The sequence below is a fragment of the Thermohalobaculum xanthum genome (assembly GCF_016623495.1).
Taxonomy (GTDB): Bacteria; Pseudomonadota; Alphaproteobacteria; order Rhodobacterales; family Rhodobacteraceae; genus Thermohalobaculum; species Thermohalobaculum xanthum.
The window spans coordinates 63,073-83,560 of the sequence record NZ_JAEHHL010000001.1; the positions used below are offsets into that span (position 1 = coordinate 63,073).

The following is a 20,488-nucleotide window of genomic DNA, read 5'->3' on the forward strand; positions in this document are numbered from 1 at the left end:
AGTGGTGCGCTTTCAGCGTTTTGGGTGTGATCGCCGGCCGCAAGGCCACCGGCGTCGCCATCGATCTGCGGCGGTAATGCGGATCGCGTTTCAACGAGTCGTTCACCATCGGGCCGCAGAGTGCCTGCGCGCCGGCCACGCGTCGCGTTTCCGCGCGGGGGGCCGTTTTGCGGGCGGGGGAAAGGGACGAGGGGGCAATGCGCGAGCCGACGGCCGAGGAACAGCTGCTCATCGAGCTGATCAACCGCGCGCGCCTCGACCCGGTCGCCGAGGCGGAGCGCTACGGCATCTCGCTCGATGACGGCCTCGACCCCGGCACGATCAGCCTGACCCCCAAGGACCCGCTCGCGGTCAGCCTGGCCCTCAACGACGCGGCCTACCAGCACAGCGTCTGGATGCTCGAGGCCGATGTCTTCTCGCATGTCGGCGAGGGCGGAAGCAGGATCTCGGACCGTGCCGCCGCGGTCGACTACTCGTGGCGGCAGCTCGGTGAGAACCTGTCCTGGATCGGCACCACGGGGCCGCTCGTGAACTCGGCCGCGCTGATCGAGCAGCACCATCGCAACCTGTTCCTCTCGTCGGGCCACCGCGCCAACATGCTGAACGAAGCCTATGTCGAGCTCGGCGTCGGACAGGCGCTGGGCAAGTTCACGTTGAACGGGACCGTGTTCAACGCCTCGATGCTGAGCGAGATGTTCGCCTCGCCATCCAGCGGCGCGCGGTTCTTCACCGGCGTGGTCATCGACGATCTCGACGGCGACGATTTCTACGACATCGGCGAGGGGCTTGGCGGCGTGACGGTGACCGCCACGGGCGCGGCAGGAAGCTTCAGCACGCTCACTTTCGCCTCGGGCGGCTATTCTCTTGCGGTTCCGGACGGCAGCTATACCGTCACCTTCTCGGGCGGCGACCTCAGCGGCAGCGTCACCCTCAGCGCGGTGATGGCCGGCCACAACGTCAAGATCGACGCCGAGCAGGCCGACGCGGTCCTTGCGGCGATGCCGCAGGGCACACAGGGCGACGACGTGCTCGCGGGCACCGAGGTGGCCGACGAGATCGACGGTTTCGCGGGCCACGACGTGATCACCGGGGCTGGTGGCGACGACATTCTGCGCGGCGGCATCGGCTGGGACCAGGTCTGGGGCGATGCCGGCAGCGACTACATCCTTGGCGGAGCCGGTGCCGACCTGATCTGGGGCGGTGACGGCGACGATCGGCTCGAGGGCGGGTTCTGGCACGACACGCTGTGGGGCGGTGCGGGTGCCGACAGCATCGGCGGCGGCTTCGGCGACGATGTCCTCTACGGCGAGGGTGGCGACGACACGCTGTCCGGCGGGCTGGGCGACGACCTTCTTTCGGGCGGCGACGGCGACGATTACCTCGCGGGCGACGCCGGCAATGACGTGCTCGAGGGCGGAGCCGGCACCGATGACCTCTGGGGCGGCATCGGCGACGACCGCTTCGTGTTCGGCCCGTCGATCGGCATGGACCGGGTCTGGGACTTCGATTCCGATGCCGACACGCTCGACTTCACCTCTGCCACCGGCGTGAGCGGGCTTGGTGACCTAGCGCTGACGCAGGCCGGCGCCGACACGATCATCGATCTGCCCGATGGCGGGCGTATCATCCTGATCGGCGTGAGCCCCGATCTGCTGGAGCCCGGCGCGCTCATCGTCTGAGCGGGACGCGGTCAGCGCGCGTATTCGGGCTCCTCGCGGTCGAGGATGGCGCGCAGCTCCCCAAGGTGCCGCTCGGCGAAACCGCCATACTCGTCGATCTCGGCCGCCGTGCGGGCCGCAATCTCGTCCGACAGGTAGCGCAGCGGGCGACCGGTCCACAGGGCCTTGATGTAGGTCTCGGCCGCGCGCTCGAAGTAGTAGAGCCGGTTGAAGGTCTGCGCCACGGTCTCGCCCACGACCATCACGCCGTGATTGCCCATCACCAGCACGCATTTCGACGGGTCGGCCAGCGCCGAGCAGGCGCGCTCGGCTTCCTCGTCCAGCGCCAGCCCGCCGTAATGCTGGTCGATCGCGACCTTGCCGTGGAACATCGCCGAGTTCTGGTCGAGCGGGGGCAGGCGCGGATCCTCGAGACAGGCCAGGACCGTGGCGTGGACCGAGTGCACATGCATCGCGCAGCGCGCATGGGGGCACAGCCGGTGCAGCGCGCCGTGCAGGCCCCAAGCGGTCGCGTCCGGCGCGTCGGGCCGGTTCATCGTCTCGGGGTCGTTCGCGTCGATCTCGAGCAGCGACGAGGCGGTGATCAGGCTGAAATGACGCTGGTTGGGGTTCATCAGAAAGCGCGTGCCGGCGTCATCGACCGCCAGCGAGAAATGGTTGGCAACCGCCTCATGCAGGCCCAGCCGCGCGGTCCAGCGAAAGGCTGCAGCCAGATCGCAGCGCTCGGCCCAATGGGCGATGTTCGTCTCGCGGCGGGGCATCGGGGTGGCGCTCATCATCGTCTCCGTGATCGGGGGGGCAGGGGTCGGCGCGATCCTCGCGCATCCGCGTGCGCTTGACAAACGGTTCCGTGATCCTGCCGCGAAACGAGGGCAGGCCAATCCCGCAGGCCGACTTTGATGCCGTTTTCTGGGGCTCCGAACTGAACATTTGCCGGTCTCGACACCTCGCCTTAACCCCGCGTCGGCAGGATCGCGCGATGCGGATGACGGGCGGGGTGCGGATGTTGCCGGGCGGGATCGCGGGGGCGTTGCAACGGGCGGGCATCGGCCCGGATGACGGCACGCTCGATGTCATGGCTTTCGAGACCATCCTGGCCGAGTTCGGGCCGGATCTGCTGTCCCGGGTCGCGGCGAGCTTCCGCGCCGAGGCGCAGGGCGCACTGGACGCGCTCGATACCGCGGTCGCCGCGCGGGACGCGGTCGCGGCCGGGCAGCAGTGCCATTTCATCAAGGGCAGCGCACTCTATCTCGCGCTCGGCCGCCTCTCGGGCCTGTGCGAACGGCTCGAGGGCGAGGCCCGCTCGGGCGAATGCCCCGGCCCCGACGCGGCCGCCTCGCTGCGGGCCGAGGTGATCCATGGCCTCGATGCCCTGATCGCGCTGGGACTACTCACGGATCGCTAGAAGCGCGCGCCCGGCCAGGCCACCATGACGGGGACCGACCGGGAGGGCGACTTCGCGTCACGCGGCCGGCTGCTCGATCAGCACGGCCGAGACGTCATCCTCGAAGCCGGACGCGCCGCAGAAGCGTTCGACGCGGGACACTAGCTCGGGCAGGATCTCCTCGGTCGGCAGTGCTGCCGATGCCGTCAGCATCCGCGCCAGGCCCTCGGTATCGAGAAGCGCCCCGCTCGCGGCGTCGCGCGCCTCGACGATGCCGTCCGAATGCAGCACCAGCCGCTCGCCAGGCAAGAGCGTCAGCGCCGTCTCGTGATAATGCATGTCCGGCAGCAGGCCCACGGGCGGCCCGCCGTCGCCGGCGAACCGGACCGCGCCATCGCACCCGATCACGGCTGCCGGCGGATGCCCTGCCTGGCACAGGCGCACGCAGCCCGTCTCGCGCGCCAGCACCGCATAGGTCATGGTGAAATAGAAGTCGTGCCGCGCGCCCGAGAGGTAGCGTGCATTCAGCTCGGCCACGACCTCGGCGGGCGGGCGCAGCCGCAACGCGCGCGGGTGGCGGGCATCGAACGCGATGTTCCCGCGGGGATTCCCCGGATCGAAATGCTGCGCGAGCTGGATGGCGAGCAGCGCCGATGCGATGCCATGGCCCGACACGTCGATCGAAAAGGCGCCAAGCAGGCCATCGCCCGCTGCGAAATAGCCGACATGGTCACCCCCCACATGCCCCTTCGCGCGAAACAGCGTGCCGACGCCAAAGCCTGCGACGCACGCGAAGGGCGGTGGCAGGACGGCGCGCTGAAGCTCGGCCGCGGCGGCGAGGTCGCGGTCGAGCCGGTCATGCAGTGTCCGCAGCTCGCGATAGGCTTGCGCCATTTCCTCGCGCTGGCCGATCAGGCGCTCCTGCAGCTCGATGACCCGCTTTCCGGCGGTCAGTCGCGCGGCAAGCTCGCCTTCGTCCACGGGTTTCGAGAGGAAATCGTCGGCGCCCGCGCCCAGCCCCTCGGCAACGTCCGCCTTCTCGCGTCGCGAGGTGAGCAGGATGACGTAGGCCCGGTGGTCGGTCTCGCGCCGCCGCACCTCGCGGCACAGTTCCGGACCGCTCAGGCCGGGCATCACCCAGTCGCTCAGGACCAGCCGGAAGCCCTCGCGCTCGATCATGGCCAGCGCCTGCGCGCCGTCGGCCGCCTCGGTGACATCGTAGCCCCAACCCCGCAGGCGCGAGGCGAGCAGCAATCGCTGCGTCCGGCTGTCGTCGACCAGGAGCAGGCGTTCCGCCCCCCCATCCCGCGCGTCAGGGCGCGTCGTCTCCTGGTGTTCCCCCGGGGCCGATATGGCGCTTCTCCCTTTTCGCCGCACCGCGTCGCTGGGCACACGATTTCGCAGCCTCGCGCATCTTGGTTAAGCGAGGCTGAATGCCCGCCGCGCGGGGTGCCGCGCGACACGCTTCGGGCTTCGTTAATGCCTTGCGGGTAAGGCTGTCGCCGAGAGTGACGGATGCGGGGGAGAGCGCCATGCAGCTATCGGTGGAACGCAGCGGCGGGCGCTGCGTGGTCGGCCTTCCCGGGCCGCGCCTCGACGCGGCCGTCGCGGCAGAGTTCAAGCGCGGGATCGTCGAGCTGATCGACACGGGCGCCGACGCCATCGTGCTCGACTTCGGCGCGGTCGGGTTCATCGACTCCTCGGGGCTGGGCGCGGTCGTCGGCGCGTACAAGCATCTCGGACCGCGCGGAAAACTCGAGATCGCCTGCCTCAGCCCCGCGGTCCGCAAGGTCTTCGCGTTGACCCGGATGGACCGCGTCTTCACGATCCACGATGCCGTGCCAGCACCCTGACGCCGTGCCCGCGGTCGTCGCGCGCGCGCCGGATTTCGAGCTGGCCATCGCAAACGATATCCGCGCCGTGCCAGGCGCAGTCGACCGGACAATCTCGGCGGCCGGGTTTTGCGATGCGCTCTCGCTCGGGGGCGGCGCGGTGCCGGGCGGTGGCCTCGCGGCGGGCTCAGGGGCGGAAGACATCGCCGCCGATCTCAGGCTCGCGCTGGCCGAGGCGCTCAACAACGTGGTCGAGCACGGCGGCGGCCCGGCAAGCGTCACGGTGATCCGGTTGCGGCTGTGGCGCGAGGCGGAAAGGCTCACCATTTGCATCGAGGACGATGGGCCGCCCGTCCCGGCCGAGCGTCTCGAGCCGCATGGCCCCGAGCGCGCCGCCGTGGATTTCGCGTCTTGCGATCTCGACTCTCTGCCCGAGGGCGGATGGGGCCTCATGCTGATCGCAGCCTCGGTCGACCGGGTTCACCGTCACCGGGGCGCGGGATGCAACCTGCTGTTTCTTGAGAAACGGCTCCCCGAGACCATCCGTGCGACCTGATCGCCACGCATGCCCGCGACGTGCCGCCCGAGCCTCGGCGCCTCAGCCGCCCTTGGGTAGGACGGCGATCCGCTCCATCCGTCTCGCAAGGCTGATGTCGCGTTCGGTCAGCCCGCCGGTGTCATGGGTCGTCAGCCGCACATCGACGCGGTTGTAGACATTCGACCATTCGGGGTGGTGGTTGATCTGCTCGGCCTCGAAGGCCGCGCGCGTCATCCAGGCCATCGCGTCGCGAAACCCCTTGAAGCGGAACGTCTTGCGCAGCGCGGTGCCGTCGTCGGACAACGACCATCCGGCATCCGTGAGCTCGCCCGGGACGTCTGGCGTGGTCATCGCGTGTCTCCTCGGTTGCCTGCGTCGTGCCATCCTCTCACGGGGGCAGGGCGGCTCCAAGACCGGACCGAACCGGGCCCCGCGCAACCGCAAAGCGCCGAGCCCGGCCACGCGCGCGCCGGACGGGCGGGCGACGATCGCCACTGCTGCCGCCATCGCGTTTGCATCTGCCTCCGCAATGCGGCATGAGGTGTCCCGTCGTCTCATTTCAATGACAGGTCCGGGTGCTGCCACGCGCGTGGATCGGAGAATCGGCCGTGAGTGCTGCGATCTTCTTCACCGTGCTTGGCGCGGCGCTGCTTCATGCAATCTGGAATGCGTTGGTCAAGGGCGGCCGCGACAAGACCCAGGGCATGAGTGCGGTCGTGCTGGGGCAGGGGTTCTTCGCCCTGCTCGCCATACCTGCGGCCCAGATCCCCGCCGCGGAGAGTTGGGGCTACATCCTCGCCTCGATCCTGCTGCATCAAGGCTATCAGCTGTTTCTTCTGCAGGCCTACCGGATCGGCGATCTGACGCAGGTCTACCCGATCGCGCGCGGCACCGCGCCGCTGATCGTCGCCGTGGTATCGGTCGGCTGTCTCGGCGTGGCGCTGGGCCCGGTCGAGATCGCGGCCGTCGTGATCATCGGCGCGGGCATCATGAGCCTCGGCCTCGTGCGCCAGCGCGACGGTCTCAGGAACGGCCGCGCCGCTCTCTTTGCAGTCGTGACCGGTTGCTTCATCGCCGCATACTCGCTGGTCGACGGCCTTGGCGCGCGCGTGGCCGGCACCGCGCTCGGGTTCTACAGCGTCGTCGCGATCGGCAACGCGGTGGTATTCGCGCTCTTTCTGGCCTGGCTGCGGCCCGGCCAACTGCGCGGGTTGGGTCGGGCGCGCCGCGTCTTCCTGGTCGGCGGCGGCGCGTCCTTCGTGGCTTATGCCATGGTCGTCTACGCCTTCACCCAGGCGCCGCTGGCACTCGTGACCGCGCTGCGCGAGACGAGCGTCGTCTTTGCCCTGGTGATCGGCGTGGTCGTGCTGCGCGAGCGCCTTGACCTCGCAAAGGTGGCAGCGACCACCATCACGATTGCCGGGGCGGCCCTGCTTCGGCTTGCCAAGGGCTGATGCGACCGGCCACTCGCAGCCTGCCCTCGGGTGTCGTGGCGATCAGCCAGCCCTTCGCCGCGATCGCCGTGCCCCGGGCGGTGCGGTAGGCCCCGATCGCGAGCCGCCAACCGCCATCGGCGGGTGCGACCCGCCCACCAGCCTGCGCGCCGTCGGCGAAAAGCACCAGGCAATCGGTCTCCGTGGCGGGCGGCGCGGCGCCGCCCAGTTTCGCGCCGGGGTAGAGATGGCTGTGCCCGGCCTCGAGAACCACGGCCGCGTCGCCGACGCTCTCAGGCATGGAGCCGCCCACCCCAGCGTGCCGCGTTGGCGCGGATCGCCGCCGTGCGATCGGCCACGGGCGGGTGCGATGCGAGCCAACTGGTCTGCTGCGCCAGCAGATTGTGCGGCAGGATCTGCTCGAGCTTCTCGAGCATCTGTGCCTGCGGCTCGGCGCCCAGCCCCGCGCGCATCATCAGGGCCGTGGCATAGGCGTCCGCCTCGAACTCGTCGCCCCGGCTGATCCGCGCGATGAAGAGCGAGACCAGGAACTGCGACGCGTACCAGCCCAGGATGCCGACAAAGCGCGCGAGGATTCCTCCCAGAACGATCTGCGCGGTCTGAGCGCCGGCCATGTCGATGATCCGCCTGCGCGTGTGCCCCAGCGCCAGGTGGCCGAGCTCGTGCGCGACCACCGATCCCAGCTCGTGCACGCTGATCTTGCCGGACTGGAAATGCCGGAACAGGCCGCGCGTGAGGTAGATCTCGCCCTCGGGCGTTGCCATGCCGTTCGGCATCGGGTTGTCGAGAAGCCGCACCTTGATGTCGTCGATCCCCGCGGCGCTCGCCAGCTGTCCCAGGATCTGGTCGAGCTGGTCGTGATGCAGCGGGCGCGACTGCCGGCGCAGCGAACGGCCCATCCGCCACACGTTGTAGCGGAAGATCGCGAGCCCCGCGATGATAAGCAGGAGGAGCGGCAGCAGCTTGATCATGGACAAAACATATAGGCGCGCCCGGCGGCCCGGTCACCGGTCCGCGCGCAGGTTTCCCGCGATCTTGCGCGCTCCGGCCGGCCATCCGCCGTTGCCCGAACGGCAAGAGTTTCTTGCCAATCGGATGCTCGAACTGGCCCGCGAGCAAGAATAGCTTTGGAGCGGATCAGACACAGCCCGAGGCACCGCCATGACGCCGCTCAAACCCGCCCCAAGCCCCGTCGCGCCAGCCGCGCGCATCGGACACGTGCATCTGCGCGTGGCAGACCTCGACCGCGCGATCGGCTTCTACTCCGGCGTTCTGGGCTTCGATGTCATGCAGGTCTTTCCGTCGGGCGATGCGGCCTTTCTCGGGGCGGGCGGCTATCACCACCATATCGGCCTCAATGTCTGGGAAAGCCGTGGCGGCACGCCGCCGCCGCCGGGCCATACCGGGCTCTATCACACCGCGTTTCTCTATCCGACGCGGGCGGACCTGGCCGATGCCGTGCGCCGTGTGATCGAGGCCGGCTACCGCATCGATGGCGCCGCGGATCATGGCGTGTCGGAAGCGGTCTACCTGCGCGACCCGGACGGCAACGGGGTCGAGCTCTACTGGGACCGCCCGCGCGAGCAATGGCCGGTGGATGCCGACGGCAAGCTCGCGATGGACAATGCGCGGCTCGATCTGAGGGATCTGCTCGCCACGAGATAGCTGCGGCGGGGCGGGTGGTTGCGCGCCGCTTCGGCGGCTTGGCGGCCCGGCAGTCCCGGGCCGCCCTCAGCCTCACGCCGCCTTGTCGGCCGGCGACCACGCGAACTTCTGGAACACCTTGTCGACCGGCGTCCTGGCCAGGTGGTTGGTGTAGTTCGACATTACCTTCTGCGCGTAGCCCAGGATCACCTCGAGGATGTTGCGCCGGGTAAAGCCCGCGTCGAGGAAGGTCTGCACGTCCTCGTCCGACAGGTTGCCGTGCTGGCGCACCAGCTTGAGCGTGAAGTCGCGCAGCGCCTGGAGCCGCGGGCTCGGCAGCGGCGTGCCGTTGCGCAGCGCCTCGGTGATCGCGTCGTCCACGCCCATGCGCTTGGCGATGCTGGTATGGGCCGGCACGCAGTAATGGCAGGCGTTCTCGACGTTCACGCTCTGCCAGACCACGGTCAGCTCGTCCTTGTCGAAACTTGTGTTCTGGAACAGCTCGTGCACGCGCTGATAGGCCTCCAGCAGTTCGGGCGCTTCGGCCATCACCGCATGCAGGCCCGGGATCATCCCGAATGCGGCCTGCGACTTGGCCAGCAGGGGCTTGCTGGCCTCGGGCGCGGTGGTCTGGTCGTAATGGGTGAACTCGGTCATTGCTTGCTCCGGTCTCGGGTGGGGGCCATGGCGACCCGTTGCGAGGCAAGACCTAATTCTTTTGAGCGATCACTCAATAGCGGGTTTTAGCATTCACTCAAACGTGAGGTCGCGCGCGTCCGGGCGAGCCGGGACAAAACTCCGGAAGGTCTCTATCTTTGCGGGGATGAAACGTGCACGCCCATATGACCGCGATGCCGCGCTGGACGCGGCACTGAACCTGTTCTGGCAGAAGGGCTATCACGCGACATCGCTCAAGGATCTCGAGGGCGCATTGAACATGAAGCCCGGCAGCATCTACGCCGCGTTCAAGAGCAAGGAGTCGCTCTACCTCGCGGCGCTCGAGCGGTATTTCGACCGCAGCCGGCTGGGCCTGCGCGGCCTCGCGGGCGATGACGGCTCGCCGCTTCAGGCGCTGGCGGATGCCCTGCGGCGTTTCGGCGGGCCGGCGGCCGACGACGCGGACCGCCGGGCCTGCATGCTGGTCAAGACGTTGCTCGACACCACTGCCGACGAGCGCCTGATCGGCGAGCGCGCGCGGGAATATCTCGACGCCCTGAAGGCCGAAATCGCGGGCCTGTTCGACCAGGCGAAGTCCGTGGGCGAATTGCCCGCCGACGCCGACACGTCACGCTTGGCCGCACGCTACCAGACCAACATGTCCGCGCTGAGGATCGAGGCGCAACGCGGCACCGATGCCTGCGCGCTCGCGGCCCTCGCCGAGGACATGGCCAGGGAAGTGGAAGACCTGCGCGCGAAGTGACGGAATTGGTCGGGCAGGGCGGGGGCCTGGCCGATGCGCCGATTGACCAGAACGGGCGCGCGGCGGCGGTTCTTAAAAAAACAAAGCCGGGCGGATCATCCGCCCGGCACAGTGGGGTCTCGAAGGGTCGTGGTCGCGGAGGGGCCTCAGCCCTTCGCGCCGCGCACCATGCTGGCCAGCGACAGCCGCGCGACGATCAGCCCCATGAAGCTGATCGCGCCGCACAGCACCACCTGCTCGGGCGTGCCGGTGATGCCGGCGCACAGCGTCGCGAAGGACGCGGTGGCGAACATCGCCGAGGCCGCCGAGGCGAAGGGGCTGTGGCGGTCGCAGGACCACAGAAGGAAGCCCAGTTCAACCGCGTCGAAGGCGCCGTACTTGTCGTCGTGCCGAACGCTCAGGGGCCGCACGATCATGCTCAGGATCAGGGCGGCCGCGGCACCGATCGAGATCAGCGAGCCGACACCCGTCGCCGCCAGGCCCAGCGCCAGCGAGGTCAGCGCCAGCGACATCCGCGGGTCGACGACCGACTGCGTCAGGAAACTCGTGGCCGGCGAAGTGCGGCGCACCGCCGTCGGCTCATTACGGGTGAAGAAACTCGCCTCGTCGTATTCGGAAGCAACAACGTCGAACATCTCGGGGTCTCCCCATTCACGCTACAGGTTACTGCCTGTTGATGATTGAAGATTAACCATGGGATCCGGCGAAATTCGGGTCCGAAAACCCCCGAGTTGGGCATTTCTGGGGTATCTGAGGGGGGTGCGGACTCAAAGTGCCGCAAACTGGCCGCAATCGGCCCGTTTCGCCCGGCTCGCTGGTGATGCGCGCCTCAGCGCCCCAGTTCGCGCGTCGCGGCCTCGAGGCCCGCCAGCGTCATCGGGAACATCCGCCCGTCCATGATCTCGCGCAGGATGCCGATCGACTGGGTGTAGCCCCAGTGCCGCTCGGGCACGGGATTGATCCAGGCGGCCGATGTCCAATGCGCCAGGACGCGACGCAGCCATGTCTCGCCCGACTCCGGGTTCCAGTGCTCGTTGGCGCCGCCGGGATAGAGAACCTCGTAGGGGCTCATCGACGCGTCGCCCACGATGACCAGCTTCCAGTCCGGGCCATAGGTGTTGATCAACTCGTATGTGGGGGTCTGCTCGGTCCAGCGTCGCCGGTTGTCGCGCCAGACCCCCTCGTAGAGGCAGTTGTGGAAATAGCGGTACTCGAGATGCTTGAACTCCGAGCGCGCGGCCGAGAACAGCTCCTCGGCCACCCGCACGTGATCATCCATCGAGCCGCCCACGTCGAACAGCATCAGCACCTTCACGGCGTTGTGCCGCTCGGGCCGCATCTTCACGTCGAGATAGCCGTGCTCGGCGGTCGAGCGGATCGTGCCGTCGAGGTCCAACTCCTCGTGTGCGCCCTCGCGCGCCCAGCGCCGCAGGCGGCGCAGCGCCACCTTGATCGTGCGCGTGCCGATCTCGACGTCGCCGTCCAGGTTGCGGAAGTCGCGCCGGTCCCAGACCTTCACCGCGCGGCGGTGACGCGAGCGGTCCTGCCCGATGCGCACGCCCTCGGGGTTGTAGCCGAACGCGCCGAAGGGCGAGGTCCCGGCGGTGCCGATCCACTTCGAGCCCCCCTGGTGGCGCCCTTGCTGCTCCTCCAGCCGCTGTCGCAGGGTCTCCATCAGCTTCTCGAAGCCGCCGAGCGACTCGACCAGCGCCTTCTCCTCCTCGCTGAGGTGCTTCTCGGCCAGGCGCCGCAGCCACTCCTCGGGCAGGTCGACGGTCTCGACGCCCTCGCCGCCGACGCTCTCGACCCCCTTGAAGACCTCGGCGAAGACCCGGTCGAAGCGGTCGAGGTGGCGCTCGTCCTTCACCAGCGCTGCGCGGGCGAGATAATAGAAGCCCTCGATGTCATAGCTCACGAGGTCGGCGCGCACGGCTTCCACCAGCGTCAGGTGCTCGCGCAGGCTCACCGGCACGCGCGCGGCCTTGAGCCCGAAGAACAGTTTGAGGAACACCGCGCCTCAGCCTCCGGACCGCACCAGCAGGACCGCGATCGCCAGGCCCACCAGCCCCGCGGGGATGCCGTGCGCGGCGCCCCATTGCAGCTTGTCGGCCAGGGTGCCCTCGCGCCGGGTGGCACGGAACCAGCCGATGGCGAAGGCGACAACGAAGAAGGCGGCGGCGATTGTCATCGGTCCCTCGGTGATCGTTCCTGTCTCGGGCGTGCCAGCGTCCCGGGGCGGCCTGTGTTTCAGGGTGCCAGCGCCCGCGCAAGCCCCGGATGGTTGGCGCCGTAGGCAAAGGCGCCCCACTCGGCGGCGAGGCGCTGCGCTGCATCCCCAGCCCCGTCTTGCCCGAGCGCACGATAGGCACGCGCACGCAGGGCGTAAAGGGTTGCAAGGCGGGCGTCATGCGCATGCCCGGCCAGCGGGGCTTCGATCCCCTCGCTCACCGTCAGCGCAGCGTCGGGCCGGCCTGCGGCCAGAAGTGCTGCGGCCTCGTCCAGCCGCAGCCGGGCGAGACGGATATCGGCTTGCCCATGCACCTGGGCGCAGAGTTGCCGGGCCTCGGACAGCGTCTCGGCCGCCGCGCCGGGCGCAAGCGGGATCTTCGCCTGTCCCAGCGCCGTCAGGCTCTGGCAGTGCTGGGGCGTTCGCGGTGCGCGGCGCTCGGCCAGGGTCACGGCGGCGCGCGCGCTCGGCGCGCGTTACGGGTGTCGCGTCGCGGCTGGTCACGCGCACCGCGATCCCGCGCCATTCGCCCAGTGCAGTGTCGGGCATGAAGACAAGGGCGGGCGCATCCCGCCCCGCCGGGTTGAGCCGGTCCAGCGCCCGCTCCGCCGCCGCCTCGGCCGCGTCCCGGTCCATGCCCGGCGCAAGCTCGGGCGCATAAAGAACCCGCAGCATCAGCAGGTCCAGCGCCGTGGGCCGCACATGCGCGGCGTCGTCGTTGAAGATCGAGGGGCCCAGCCCATAGATGTCGTTGGCAAGGCCCAGCGCCTGCGCGACCTCCTCGGCAATGCAGCCGCGGATGACGTGCGGGGGCGCGCTCGCGGGGATGAACACGGTGACGGCCTCGCTGCCGCCGGCGGGTCCTCCGCGTCGGAAGGCGCCCCAGCTCGATGCGCCGGGCGTCAGCACGCAGGCCGCCGACGGCTCGCTGCGCGCGAAGCTCCTGGCCTCGACCAGGCGAAGGCGGATCCGCGAGCGCGCCCCTTCCACGCCGCGCCCGATCGCGATCCCCGTCTGCGATCCGAGGCCGTGAAGATAGTCGTCGAGGAACTCCGCGTATTGCCCCGAACCAGGTCCTTCCAGCGCGACCTCGACGGGTTGCTCGAGCCGCATCAGCCCGGGCCGCGTGGCGCCCGTTTCCATGTCGAAGGCAAGTGCCGTGAATACGCGCGCGAGCGAGGCGTTCGACCATGCTGTCGTGCCCGCCGGAATGTCGGCACCCAGCACCGGCACCTGAGGCGCCGGCACGGCGCGGTAGGGCGGTTGCGCGGCGCAACTTGCCAGGGCGGCCCACAGCGCAAGGGCCAGGGCCGCCCGGCGGCTCACCGCTGGTACTTGATGAATGGCGTCTTCGTCGCAACGCGGTCATAGAGCGCGCGCGCCGTGGCGTTGAAGTCCTGCGTCAGCCAGTAGACCGTGGGGCAGCCCGCCGCGTCGGCGGCGGCGTAGACGGCCTCGATCAGCGCGCGCCCCGCGCCCGTGCCGCGCGCCTCGGGCGAGACGAACAGGTCCTGCAGGTAGACCACGTTCTCGATCCGCCAGCAGTGGCGGTGGAACAGGTAATGCGTGAGGCCGATCAGCCGCCCGTCGCGCTCGGCCACCAATCCGTGGAAATCATGCGGATCGTCGCCCAGGAGCCGCGCAAAGGTCGTGCGGTACACCTCCTCCGACACGCTCGAATGGTAGAATTCGAGATAGCCGGTCCAGAGCGCGCGCCATTCATCCTCGTCGGCGGGGGCGAGGGGGCGGATCAGCATGGTCGAACCTCCAATTGCGTCGCGCGGCCTCGGGGCCTCAGCCTTGCCGCCGCGCCATGAATGCCAGCCGTTCGAAAAGATGCACGTCCTGCTCGTTCTTCAGAAGCGCCCCGTGCAGCGGCGGGATCGCGTGCTTGGCATCGGCCCGCAATGTCGCGGGATCGACATCGTCGGCCATCAGCAAGCGGATCCAGTCCAGCGCCTCGGACGTCGAGGGCTTCTTCTTCAGCCCCGGCGTCTCGCGCAGCTCGTAGAAGCGCGTGAGGGCCGCGCGGACCAGCTCGTGCTTCACGTCGGGGAAGTGCACGTCGATGATCCGCGCCATGGTCTCGGCGTCGGGGAAGGCGATGAAGTGGAAGAAGCAGCGGCGCAGGAAGGCGTCCGGCAGCTCCTTCTCGTTGTTCGAGGTGATGATGACGATGGGGCGCTGGCGTGCGGCCACCGTTTCGCCGGTCTCGTAGACGTGGAACTCCATGCGGTCGAGTTCCTGCAGCAGGTCGTTCGGAAACTCGATATCCGCCTTGTCGATCTCGTCGATCAGCAGCACGACCTTTTCGGGCGCCTCGAAGGCGTCCCACAGCTTGCCGCGCCGGATGTAGTTGCACACGTCCGCGACCCGCTCGTCGCCAAGCTGGCTGTCGCGAAGGCGGCTCACGGCGTCGTATTCATAGAGGCCCTGCTGCGCCCGCGTCGTGGATTTGACGTGCCATTCGATCAGCCGCAACCCCAGCGCATCGGCCACCTGCCGCGCCAGCTCGGTCTTGCCGGTGCCCGGCTCTCCCTTGACCAGAAGCGGGCGCTCGAGCCGAATCGCGGCGTTGACCGCGATCATCAGATCCTCGGTCGCCACGTAATCGGCCGTTCCCTCAAACCGCATGGTGGCCCTCCTCGAATGCGCATCCATGCGCGGGATTTTCTACAAACGATTGAGGCATATAGCCCAATGTCCGCGCTGTTTTAAGACGTGACAATCCCGCCCCGACCATCTATATGCAGCCCAACCGTTCTGCGGAGGTTCCGGGTGGGAGAGCAGTCCAGAATGAATATCGAAGCTCCGATTGACCATAAGTATCGGCCCTCGGATGACGAGCCGTTCATGTGTGACAGGCAGAAAGAGTACTTCCGGCGCAAGCTGCTTGCATGGCGTGATTCGATCCTCGAGGAAAGTCGCGAAACTGTCCTCAGCATGCAGGAGGACACGCAAAACATCCCTGATCTAGCCGATCGTGCGTCGGCCGAGACGGATCGCGCGCTGGAGCTGCGGACGCGCGACCGGCAGCGCAAGCTGATCTCGAAGATCGACGCGGCGCTGCGGCGGATCGAGGATGGCACCTACGGCTATTGCGAGGAGACGGGCGAGCCGATCTCGCTCAAGCGCCTCGACGCCAGGCCGATCGCGACCCTCTCGCTCGAAGCCCAGGAAAAGCACGAGCGCCGCGAAAAGGTGCACCGCGACACCTGAGGCTCAGCGAGCCGGTGCCACGAACGAGGCCGCGACATGCGCGGCCCCTGTCGCGCCCGCGCGCGTGACCGCGTCCTGATGTCAGGACGCTTCAGGCATTCGCGAACATATTCTCTTATTCCATTGTCTTGGGTGCATTTTCCCCGGCCCGATGAGCGGCTCTTTTGGCCCTCATGGTGCGGGCCGCGCTAACCGTCAGACACGGATCACGTTCCGCGCCGCGCAGGCCTCAGCCGGCCTCCCCGGGATCTTGCCGGCGCATCGGCCCCGGGCCGGTGGCTTCCACTAGGCGGAAGTACGTTTTTGTCGCCTTGCCGCCTACGTGCACCGCACATATGCACGGCGAAAATGGGGACAACTCAGGACATCCGATTATGACCCAGCGCGTCAGCGCCGGCGGCCTTCAGGTCGCGCGCGAGCTCTACGACTTCATCAACGACCAGGCGATCCCCGGCACCGGCATCGATGCCGCGGCCTTCTGGGAGGGGTTCGGCCGGATCGCTGCGGATTTTGCGCCGAAGAACCGCGCCCTGGTGGCCCGGCGCGCGGTGCTGCAGGAAAAGATCGACGCGTGGCACATCGCCCGACGCGGCCAGTCGCATGACCCGGCGGCCTATCGCGCCTTCCTTGCCGAGATCGGCTACCTCGTGCCCGAGGGGCCCGACTTCACGATCGACACGCCCGGCGTGGACGACGAGTTCGCGACCATCGCGGGCCCGCAGCTGGTCGTGCCGGTCATGAACGCGCGCTATGCGCTCAACGCCGCGAACGCGCGCTGGGGCTCGCTCTACGACGCGCTCTATGGCACCGATGCGCTGGGCAGCCCTGCGCCCAAGGGCAAGTACGACCGCCGCCGCGGCGGGCGCGTGGTCACTTGGACCAAGGCGCATCTCACGGGCATCGCGCCGCTCTCGGTCAGGGGCCTCGCCTGGGGGCATGTCGAGGGCGTGTCGGTCGTCGACGGCCAGCTCCGGGTCCGGCTGATCCCGGGGCTCACGGCGCGCGACGGCACCGGCGTGCGCGCCGCGACCGCAGGCCTGGCCGACCCCGCCCAGTTCGTGGGCTACCGCGGCGATCCGGCGAACCCCACCGCGATCCTCCTGCGCCGCCACAACCTGCATGTCGAGCTGACGATCGACCTCGACAGCACGATCGGCCGGCACGACAGCCTCGGCCTCGCGGACGTGGTCGTCGAGGCCGCGATCACCACCATCTGCGACTGCGAGGATTCGGTCGCCGCGGTCGATGCCGAGGACAAGACGCTCACCTATGCCAACTGGCTCGGCCTGATGAAGGGCGACCTGACCGAGCGCGTCGAGAAGGGCGGCGAGGTCATCACCCGCGCGCTCAACCCCGACCGCGAGTACCTGGCGCCCGACGGCACGCCGTTCACCCTGCCGGGCCGCTCGCTGATGCTGGTGCGCAATGTCGGGCCGCTGATGACCAACCCGGCGATCCTGCTGGCCGACGGGACCGAGATCCCCGAGGAGATCATGGATGCCGTGTGCACTTCGCTGATCGCGCTGCACGACATCGGCAAGTCCGAGGGCGCGCGCAATTCGCGCACGGGCTCGGTCTATATCGTCAAGCCCAAGATGCACGGCCCCGAGGAGGCCGCGAACACCGACGCCATGATGGCGGCGGTCGAGGACCTGCTGGGCATGGCGCGCAACACCATCAAGCTCGGCATCATGGACGAGGAGCGGCGCACCACCGTCAACCTCAAGGAATGCATCCGCGCCGCCCGCTCGCGCGTGTGCTTCATCAACACCGGCTTCCTCGACCGCACCGGCGACGAGATCCACACCTCGATGCAGGCGGGTCCGATGATCCGCAAGGCGGACATGAAGAAGACGCCCTGGATCGCCGCCTACGAGGACTGGAACGTCGATGTCGGGCTGGAGTGCGGTCTGAAGGGCGTGGCCCAGATCGGCAAGGGCATGTGGGCGATGCCCGACCTGATGCAGGCCATGCTCGACCAGAAGGTCGTGCATCCCATGGCCGGCGCCAATACCGCCTGGGTGCCGTCGCCGACCGCCGCCACCCTGCATGCGCTGCATTATCACCGCGTCGATGTCGCCGCGCGCCAGGCCGAGATCGGCGGCCGCCCCCGCGCGTCTCTGGACGACATCCTTACCATCCCGCTTGCCGACCGCCCCAACTGGTCGGCTGCCGAGGTCCAGGCCGAACTCGACAACAACTGCCAGGGCATCCTCGGCTATGTCGTGCGCTGGATCGACCAGGGGGTGGGCTGCTCGAAGGTGCCCGACATCAACGACATCGGCCTGATGGAGGACCGCGCCACGCTGCGCATCTCGTCGCAGCACATCGCCAACTGGCTGCTGCACGGTATCGTCACTGCCGACCAGGTCACTGCCACCCTGCGCCGCATGGCCGAGGTGGTCGACCGGCAGAACGCGGGCGATCCGGCCTACACGCCGATGGCCCCGCGCTGCGACGGGCAGGCCTTCCAGGCGGCGGCCGACCTGATATTCATGGGCACCGATCTGCCGAACGGCTACACCGAGCCGGTGCTGCACGCGCGCCGTCTCAAGAAGAAAGCGGAACTCAAGGGAGAGGCTGCCTGAGATGGCCGAAATCACGCTGCGCAAGGCGCGCACGATCATCGCCAAGACGCTGGCCAAGGGCCGCGACATGGGGCTCAAGCCCCTCTCGGTTATCATCCTCGACGCCGGCGGCAACGTGAAGGCGTTCGAGCGCGAGGACGGCGCCTCGAACCTGCGCTTCCAGATGGCGCACGGCAAGGCCTATGGCGCGCTCGGGGTGGGGCAGGGCTCGCGCTACCTGATGAACCGGGCCGAGAAGCAGCCCTACTTCACCGCCGGGCTCGGCACTGTCTTCGGCAACATCCTGCCTGTTCCGGGCGGCGTGCTGGTCAGGGACCGCAAGGGCGCGATCATCGGGGCCGTGGGCGTGACCGGCGACACCTCGGACAATGACGAGATCGCAGCCATGGCGGGGATCGAGGCGGCTGGCTTCACCGGCGATCCCGGCTGATCCCTCGCCGCCGCCTGTCGTGATCGCGTCGCCTTGGCTGGCGGCGCATCGCCGTATCCGGCACAATCTGCGACAGCGATGAGCCGGGCGAGGGAGACGAGGGCATGCATGCAGCACGCGGCCTGAGCCGCATGTTCGCCGTGCTTGTCGCGGCGGCGCTGGCCGGCTGCGCCCAGGGCGGACGCCCGACGCCCGCCGGCGAGGACGCCGCGACGGTTCCCTTTCCGCTTTTCGCCGCCGCCGACGCGCTGATGAAGCGTTGGCGCATGGTGCAGGTCTGGGGCAAGTCGCAGTGGACGATCGTGCCCGATGGTGACGGGGTCGCGATCGAGCCCGCGGTCGACCGCTCCTCGACCGCGCTTGCACGCTGGGTCGAGTTCGACACCGCGACCTGCCCGGTGGCGGAATGGTCATGGCGCGTCGACCATCTGCCCGAGGGCGCCGATCTCGCCAGCCGGAAGAGCGAGGACGTCGCTGCATCGTTGTTCTTCGTCTTCGGCAATCCTGGCACGCTCTCGAACCCGCGCCCGGTGCCCACCTTGCGTTATGTCTGGTCGGCCGAAGCCAACACTCAGGGCAGCATCGTCGACAGCCCCTATTTCCCCGAGACCCTGCGCAGCATCGTCGTGCGCAGCGGGCCCGAGGGGCTCGGCAGCTGGCAGACCGAGCGGCGCAACCTGATCGACGACTATCGTGCCGCCTTCGGCGCGAGCCCGGACCAGCCGGTGCAGGTCATCGCGCTCTTCACCGACAACGACCACCTCGGCCAGCCGCTGCGCAGCCTTTATCGCACGGCCACCGGCTGGTGCACCGAGGAGCCCGATGGCTTCTGGCCGTCCTGAGGGCGGCTACCAAGACGGCTGGCACGCACGGATTTCGGGTCCCGGCCGATGGCAGCCACAGCGTCCTTGCCGCCGGCGCGATGTCCGTGGTCAAGAGAGCGCCTGCTTGGATGCGGTGCCGGATTTCGGAGCAGGTTCACGCGCCGCGGCGCAGCGTCGTTCTTAAAATCTATAAATATATCAGAAACTTGATGATGCTTTCACGCGTGAAAGCCGCGCGGCCCTAGGCTGGCAGTTTCGGCAGAAAGGTCCCTTTCTGCTCCAGCACGAAGGTTCGGAACGCGGCGGCGGCGGGCGACAGTTCATGGTCCTCCAGCCGGATCATGTACCACTGCCGCACGATCGGCATGCCCGCGAGCTTGAGCGTCACCAGCCGCCCGGCCTCGAGCTCCGGCACCACGGTGTGGGCCGAGATCATCGCGATCCCCAGCCCCGCGATCACCGCCTGCTTGATCGTCTCGTTCGTTCCCATCTCGATCGAGCGATAGGGCCGCCCCTCGCCGATCCGGTCGAGATAGCGGGTCGTGAGGATCCGCGTGCCCGATCCTTCCTCGCGGGTGAGGAAGGTCTCGGACAGCAGTTCCTCGGCCGTCACGCTCTCCTTCTCGGCCAGCGGGTGGCCGGCCGGGGCGATCAGGACATAGGGGTGGTCGCCCAGCACGTCGGCGACATTGGCCGGGTGCTGCGGCGGGCGGCCCATGATGGCAAGCTCGATCTCGCCCCGGGTCAGCATCTCGATGATCCGGTCGCGGTTGCCGACCTTCAGCCCGATCTCGATGCGCGGGTTGAGGGTCTTCATCCGCGCCACCAGCGCGGGCGCGAAATACTTGCCGGTCGAGACCACCCCGATCGAGACATGCCCGGCATAGCCCTTGCGCAGCGCCGTCACCCGCTCGAAGCACTGCTCCAGCGCGGTGTCGATCTGGCGCACCGTGGCCAGGAGTTCGGCGCCCACCGGAGTGAGCGAGACTTTCCCGTCGGGTCCGCGATGGATGACCTGCGCACCGACGATCTCCTCGAGCCCGCGCAGCTGGGTCGAAACCGCTGGCGGCGTCACGTGCAAGATTGCCGCCGCGGCGGTGATCGAACCCGCATCGACGATCGCGGCCAGCGCACGAAGCTGTTTCAGGGTGAGGGCCTTGGGATGCAGCATGTGCCCTGAGTTAAGCGAGATTTGCGGTGAAGTAAATTTTGCTTTTGACGCAGCGGTCGTGTTCTTTGCATCTTGCAC

25 protein-coding genes are annotated in these 20,488 nt (G+C 68.6%); 11 read left to right on the plus strand and 14 right to left on the minus strand.

The genetic code is table 11. From position 1 onward, the window contains the following. Positions 1 to 197: 197 nt before the first annotated feature. The gene (locus H0I76_RS00290) at positions 198 to 1,679 is read left to right on the plus strand and encodes a CAP domain-containing protein (RefSeq protein WP_200605559.1); all 1,482 of its coding nucleotides are present in this window, start codon (positions 198 to 200) and stop codon (positions 1,677 to 1,679) included. A gap of 11 nt (positions 1,680 to 1,690) precedes the next feature. Here H0I76_RS00290 and H0I76_RS00295 read toward each other — a convergent pair whose 3' ends face one another. Next, positions 1,691 to 2,455, minus strand: a complete 765-nt coding sequence (locus H0I76_RS00295) for a class II aldolase and adducin N-terminal domain-containing protein (protein WP_200605561.1) — start codon at positions 2,453 to 2,455, stop codon at positions 1,691 to 1,693. A gap of 203 nt (positions 2,456 to 2,658) precedes the next feature. Between H0I76_RS00295 and H0I76_RS00300 the strand changes: the two genes are divergently transcribed. Beyond that, the gene (locus H0I76_RS00300; RefSeq protein ID WP_200605563.1) at positions 2,659 to 3,084 is read left to right on the plus strand and encodes an Hpt domain-containing protein; all 426 of its coding nucleotides are present in this window, start codon (positions 2,659 to 2,661) and stop codon (positions 3,082 to 3,084) included. A gap of 57 nt (positions 3,085 to 3,141) precedes the next feature. Here H0I76_RS00300 and H0I76_RS00305 read toward each other — a convergent pair whose 3' ends face one another. Then, a complete protein-coding gene (locus H0I76_RS00305) occupies positions 3,142 to 4,455 on the minus strand; it encodes a PP2C family protein-serine/threonine phosphatase (protein WP_325165991.1) in 1,314 nt (437 codons plus the stop codon). 140 nt (positions 4,456 to 4,595) lie between these two features. Between H0I76_RS00305 and H0I76_RS00310 the strand changes: the two genes are divergently transcribed. Both H0I76_RS00310 and H0I76_RS00315 read left to right on the plus strand, forming a co-directional pair. Further along, positions 4,596 to 4,916 (plus strand): STAS domain-containing protein, encoded by a 321-nt coding sequence (locus tag H0I76_RS00310; protein ID WP_200605567.1) that lies wholly within the window; start codon positions 4,596 to 4,598, stop codon positions 4,914 to 4,916. Beyond that, positions 4,897 to 5,451 carry an ATP-binding protein gene (locus H0I76_RS00315; RefSeq protein WP_200605569.1) on the plus strand — a complete coding sequence of 185 codons (555 nt, stop codon included), beginning with the start codon at positions 4,897 to 4,899 and terminating at the stop codon, positions 5,449 to 5,451. Before H0I76_RS00310 ends, H0I76_RS00315 begins: the two co-directional genes overlap by 20 nt. A gap of 42 nt (positions 5,452 to 5,493) precedes the next feature. Here the strand turns inward: H0I76_RS00315 and H0I76_RS00320 are convergent, their stop codons facing one another. Continuing rightward, positions 5,494 to 5,784 carry a 4a-hydroxytetrahydrobiopterin dehydratase gene (locus H0I76_RS00320; protein WP_200605571.1) on the minus strand — a complete coding sequence of 97 codons (291 nt, stop codon included), beginning with the start codon at positions 5,782 to 5,784 and terminating at the stop codon, positions 5,494 to 5,496. Between the two features lie 257 nt (positions 5,785 to 6,041). Between H0I76_RS00320 and H0I76_RS00325 the strand changes: the two genes are divergently transcribed. Continuing rightward, positions 6,042 to 6,887: an EamA family transporter gene (locus H0I76_RS00325; protein WP_200605573.1), complete on the plus strand. Its 846-nt coding sequence runs from the start codon at positions 6,042 to 6,044 to the stop codon at positions 6,885 to 6,887. On the opposite strand, the gene H0I76_RS00330 is transcribed toward H0I76_RS00325, so the two are convergent. Beyond that, positions 6,844 to 7,167 carry a hypothetical protein gene (locus H0I76_RS00330; protein ID WP_200605575.1) on the minus strand — a complete coding sequence of 108 codons (324 nt, stop codon included), beginning with the start codon at positions 7,165 to 7,167 and terminating at the stop codon, positions 6,844 to 6,846. The genes H0I76_RS00325 and H0I76_RS00330 overlap by 44 nt on opposite strands. Further along, positions 7,160 to 7,858, minus strand: a complete 699-nt coding sequence (locus tag H0I76_RS00335) for a M48 family metalloprotease (RefSeq protein WP_200605583.1) — start codon at positions 7,856 to 7,858, stop codon at positions 7,160 to 7,162. The genes H0I76_RS00330 and H0I76_RS00335 overlap by 8 nt, the downstream gene beginning before the upstream one ends. Positions 7,859 to 8,048: 190 nt before the next feature. Here H0I76_RS00335 and H0I76_RS00340 point away from each other — a divergent pair, with 190 nt between their 5' ends. Continuing rightward, positions 8,049 to 8,552, plus strand: coding sequence for a VOC family protein (locus tag H0I76_RS00340; RefSeq protein ID WP_200605591.1), 504 nt, complete (start codon positions 8,049 to 8,051; stop codon positions 8,550 to 8,552). A 72-nt stretch (positions 8,553 to 8,624) separates the two neighbouring features. Here H0I76_RS00340 and H0I76_RS00345 read toward each other — a convergent pair whose 3' ends face one another. Then, the gene (locus H0I76_RS00345) at positions 8,625 to 9,188 is read right to left on the minus strand and encodes a carboxymuconolactone decarboxylase family protein (protein WP_200605592.1); all 564 of its coding nucleotides are present in this window, start codon (positions 9,186 to 9,188) and stop codon (positions 8,625 to 8,627) included. 166 nt (positions 9,189 to 9,354) lie between these two features. On the opposite strand from H0I76_RS00345, the gene H0I76_RS00350 reads away from it, so the two are divergent. Beyond that, a complete protein-coding gene (locus tag H0I76_RS00350) occupies positions 9,355 to 9,951 on the plus strand; it encodes a TetR/AcrR family transcriptional regulator (protein ID WP_200605593.1) in 597 nt (198 codons plus the stop codon). 146 nt (positions 9,952 to 10,097) lie between these two features. Here the strand turns inward: H0I76_RS00350 and H0I76_RS00355 are convergent, their stop codons facing one another. The 7 genes from H0I76_RS00355 to H0I76_RS00385 form a co-directional block, all read right to left on the minus strand. Further along, positions 10,098 to 10,586, minus strand: coding sequence for a hypothetical protein (locus H0I76_RS00355; protein WP_200605594.1), 489 nt, complete (start codon positions 10,584 to 10,586; stop codon positions 10,098 to 10,100). A 194-nt stretch (positions 10,587 to 10,780) separates the two neighbouring features. After that, on the minus strand, positions 10,781 to 11,962 hold the full coding sequence (locus H0I76_RS00360; protein WP_200605595.1) for a vWA domain-containing protein: 1,182 nt from the start codon (positions 11,960 to 11,962) through the stop codon (positions 10,781 to 10,783). Positions 11,963 to 11,968: 6 nt separating this feature from the next. Beyond that, positions 11,969 to 12,139 carry a hypothetical protein gene (locus H0I76_RS00365; protein WP_200605597.1) on the minus strand — a complete coding sequence of 57 codons (171 nt, stop codon included), beginning with the start codon at positions 12,137 to 12,139 and terminating at the stop codon, positions 11,969 to 11,971. A gap of 59 nt (positions 12,140 to 12,198) precedes the next feature. After that, on the minus strand, positions 12,199 to 12,399 hold the full coding sequence (locus H0I76_RS00370; RefSeq protein WP_200605598.1) for a hypothetical protein: 201 nt from the start codon (positions 12,397 to 12,399) through the stop codon (positions 12,199 to 12,201). Further along, positions 12,356 to 13,504: a DUF2927 domain-containing protein gene (locus H0I76_RS00375; protein WP_200605599.1), complete on the minus strand. Its 1,149-nt coding sequence runs from the start codon at positions 13,502 to 13,504 to the stop codon at positions 12,356 to 12,358. The genes H0I76_RS00370 and H0I76_RS00375 overlap by 44 nt, the downstream gene beginning before the upstream one ends. After that, complete coding sequence (locus H0I76_RS00380; protein ID WP_200605600.1) at positions 13,501 to 13,935, minus strand: GNAT family N-acetyltransferase; 435 nt, start codon at positions 13,933 to 13,935, stop codon at positions 13,501 to 13,503. Before H0I76_RS00380 ends, H0I76_RS00375 begins: the two co-directional genes overlap by 4 nt. Positions 13,936 to 13,972: 37 nt before the next feature. Then, complete coding sequence (locus H0I76_RS00385) at positions 13,973 to 14,812, minus strand: AAA family ATPase (RefSeq protein ID WP_200605601.1); 840 nt, start codon at positions 14,810 to 14,812, stop codon at positions 13,973 to 13,975. Between the two features lie 162 nt (positions 14,813 to 14,974). Here H0I76_RS00385 and dksA point away from each other — a divergent pair, with 162 nt between their 5' ends. The 4 genes from dksA to H0I76_RS00405 all read left to right on the plus strand — a co-directional run bounded on the left by dksA (position 14,975) and on the right by H0I76_RS00405 (position 19,257). Then, complete coding sequence (dksA, locus tag H0I76_RS00390) at positions 14,975 to 15,397, plus strand: RNA polymerase-binding protein DksA (protein ID WP_200605602.1); 423 nt, start codon at positions 14,975 to 14,977, stop codon at positions 15,395 to 15,397. A gap of 374 nt (positions 15,398 to 15,771) precedes the next feature. Next, the gene (locus tag H0I76_RS00395) at positions 15,772 to 17,985 is read left to right on the plus strand and encodes a malate synthase G (RefSeq protein WP_200605603.1); all 2,214 of its coding nucleotides are present in this window, start codon (positions 15,772 to 15,774) and stop codon (positions 17,983 to 17,985) included. Between the two features lies 1 nt (position 17,986). Further along, positions 17,987 to 18,415: a GlcG/HbpS family heme-binding protein gene (locus H0I76_RS00400; RefSeq protein WP_200605605.1), complete on the plus strand. Its 429-nt coding sequence runs from the start codon at positions 17,987 to 17,989 to the stop codon at positions 18,413 to 18,415. Positions 18,416 to 18,519: 104 nt separating this feature from the next. Continuing rightward, a complete protein-coding gene (locus H0I76_RS00405) occupies positions 18,520 to 19,257 on the plus strand; it encodes a DUF3047 domain-containing protein (RefSeq protein WP_200605607.1) in 738 nt (245 codons plus the stop codon). Positions 19,258 to 19,480: 223 nt separating this feature from the next. Here H0I76_RS00405 and cbbR read toward each other — a convergent pair whose 3' ends face one another. Then, positions 19,481 to 20,410 carry a LysR family regulator CbbR gene (cbbR, locus tag H0I76_RS00410; protein ID WP_200605609.1) on the minus strand — a complete coding sequence of 310 codons (930 nt, stop codon included), beginning with the start codon at positions 20,408 to 20,410 and terminating at the stop codon, positions 19,481 to 19,483. Positions 20,411 to 20,488 lie beyond the last annotated feature (78 nt).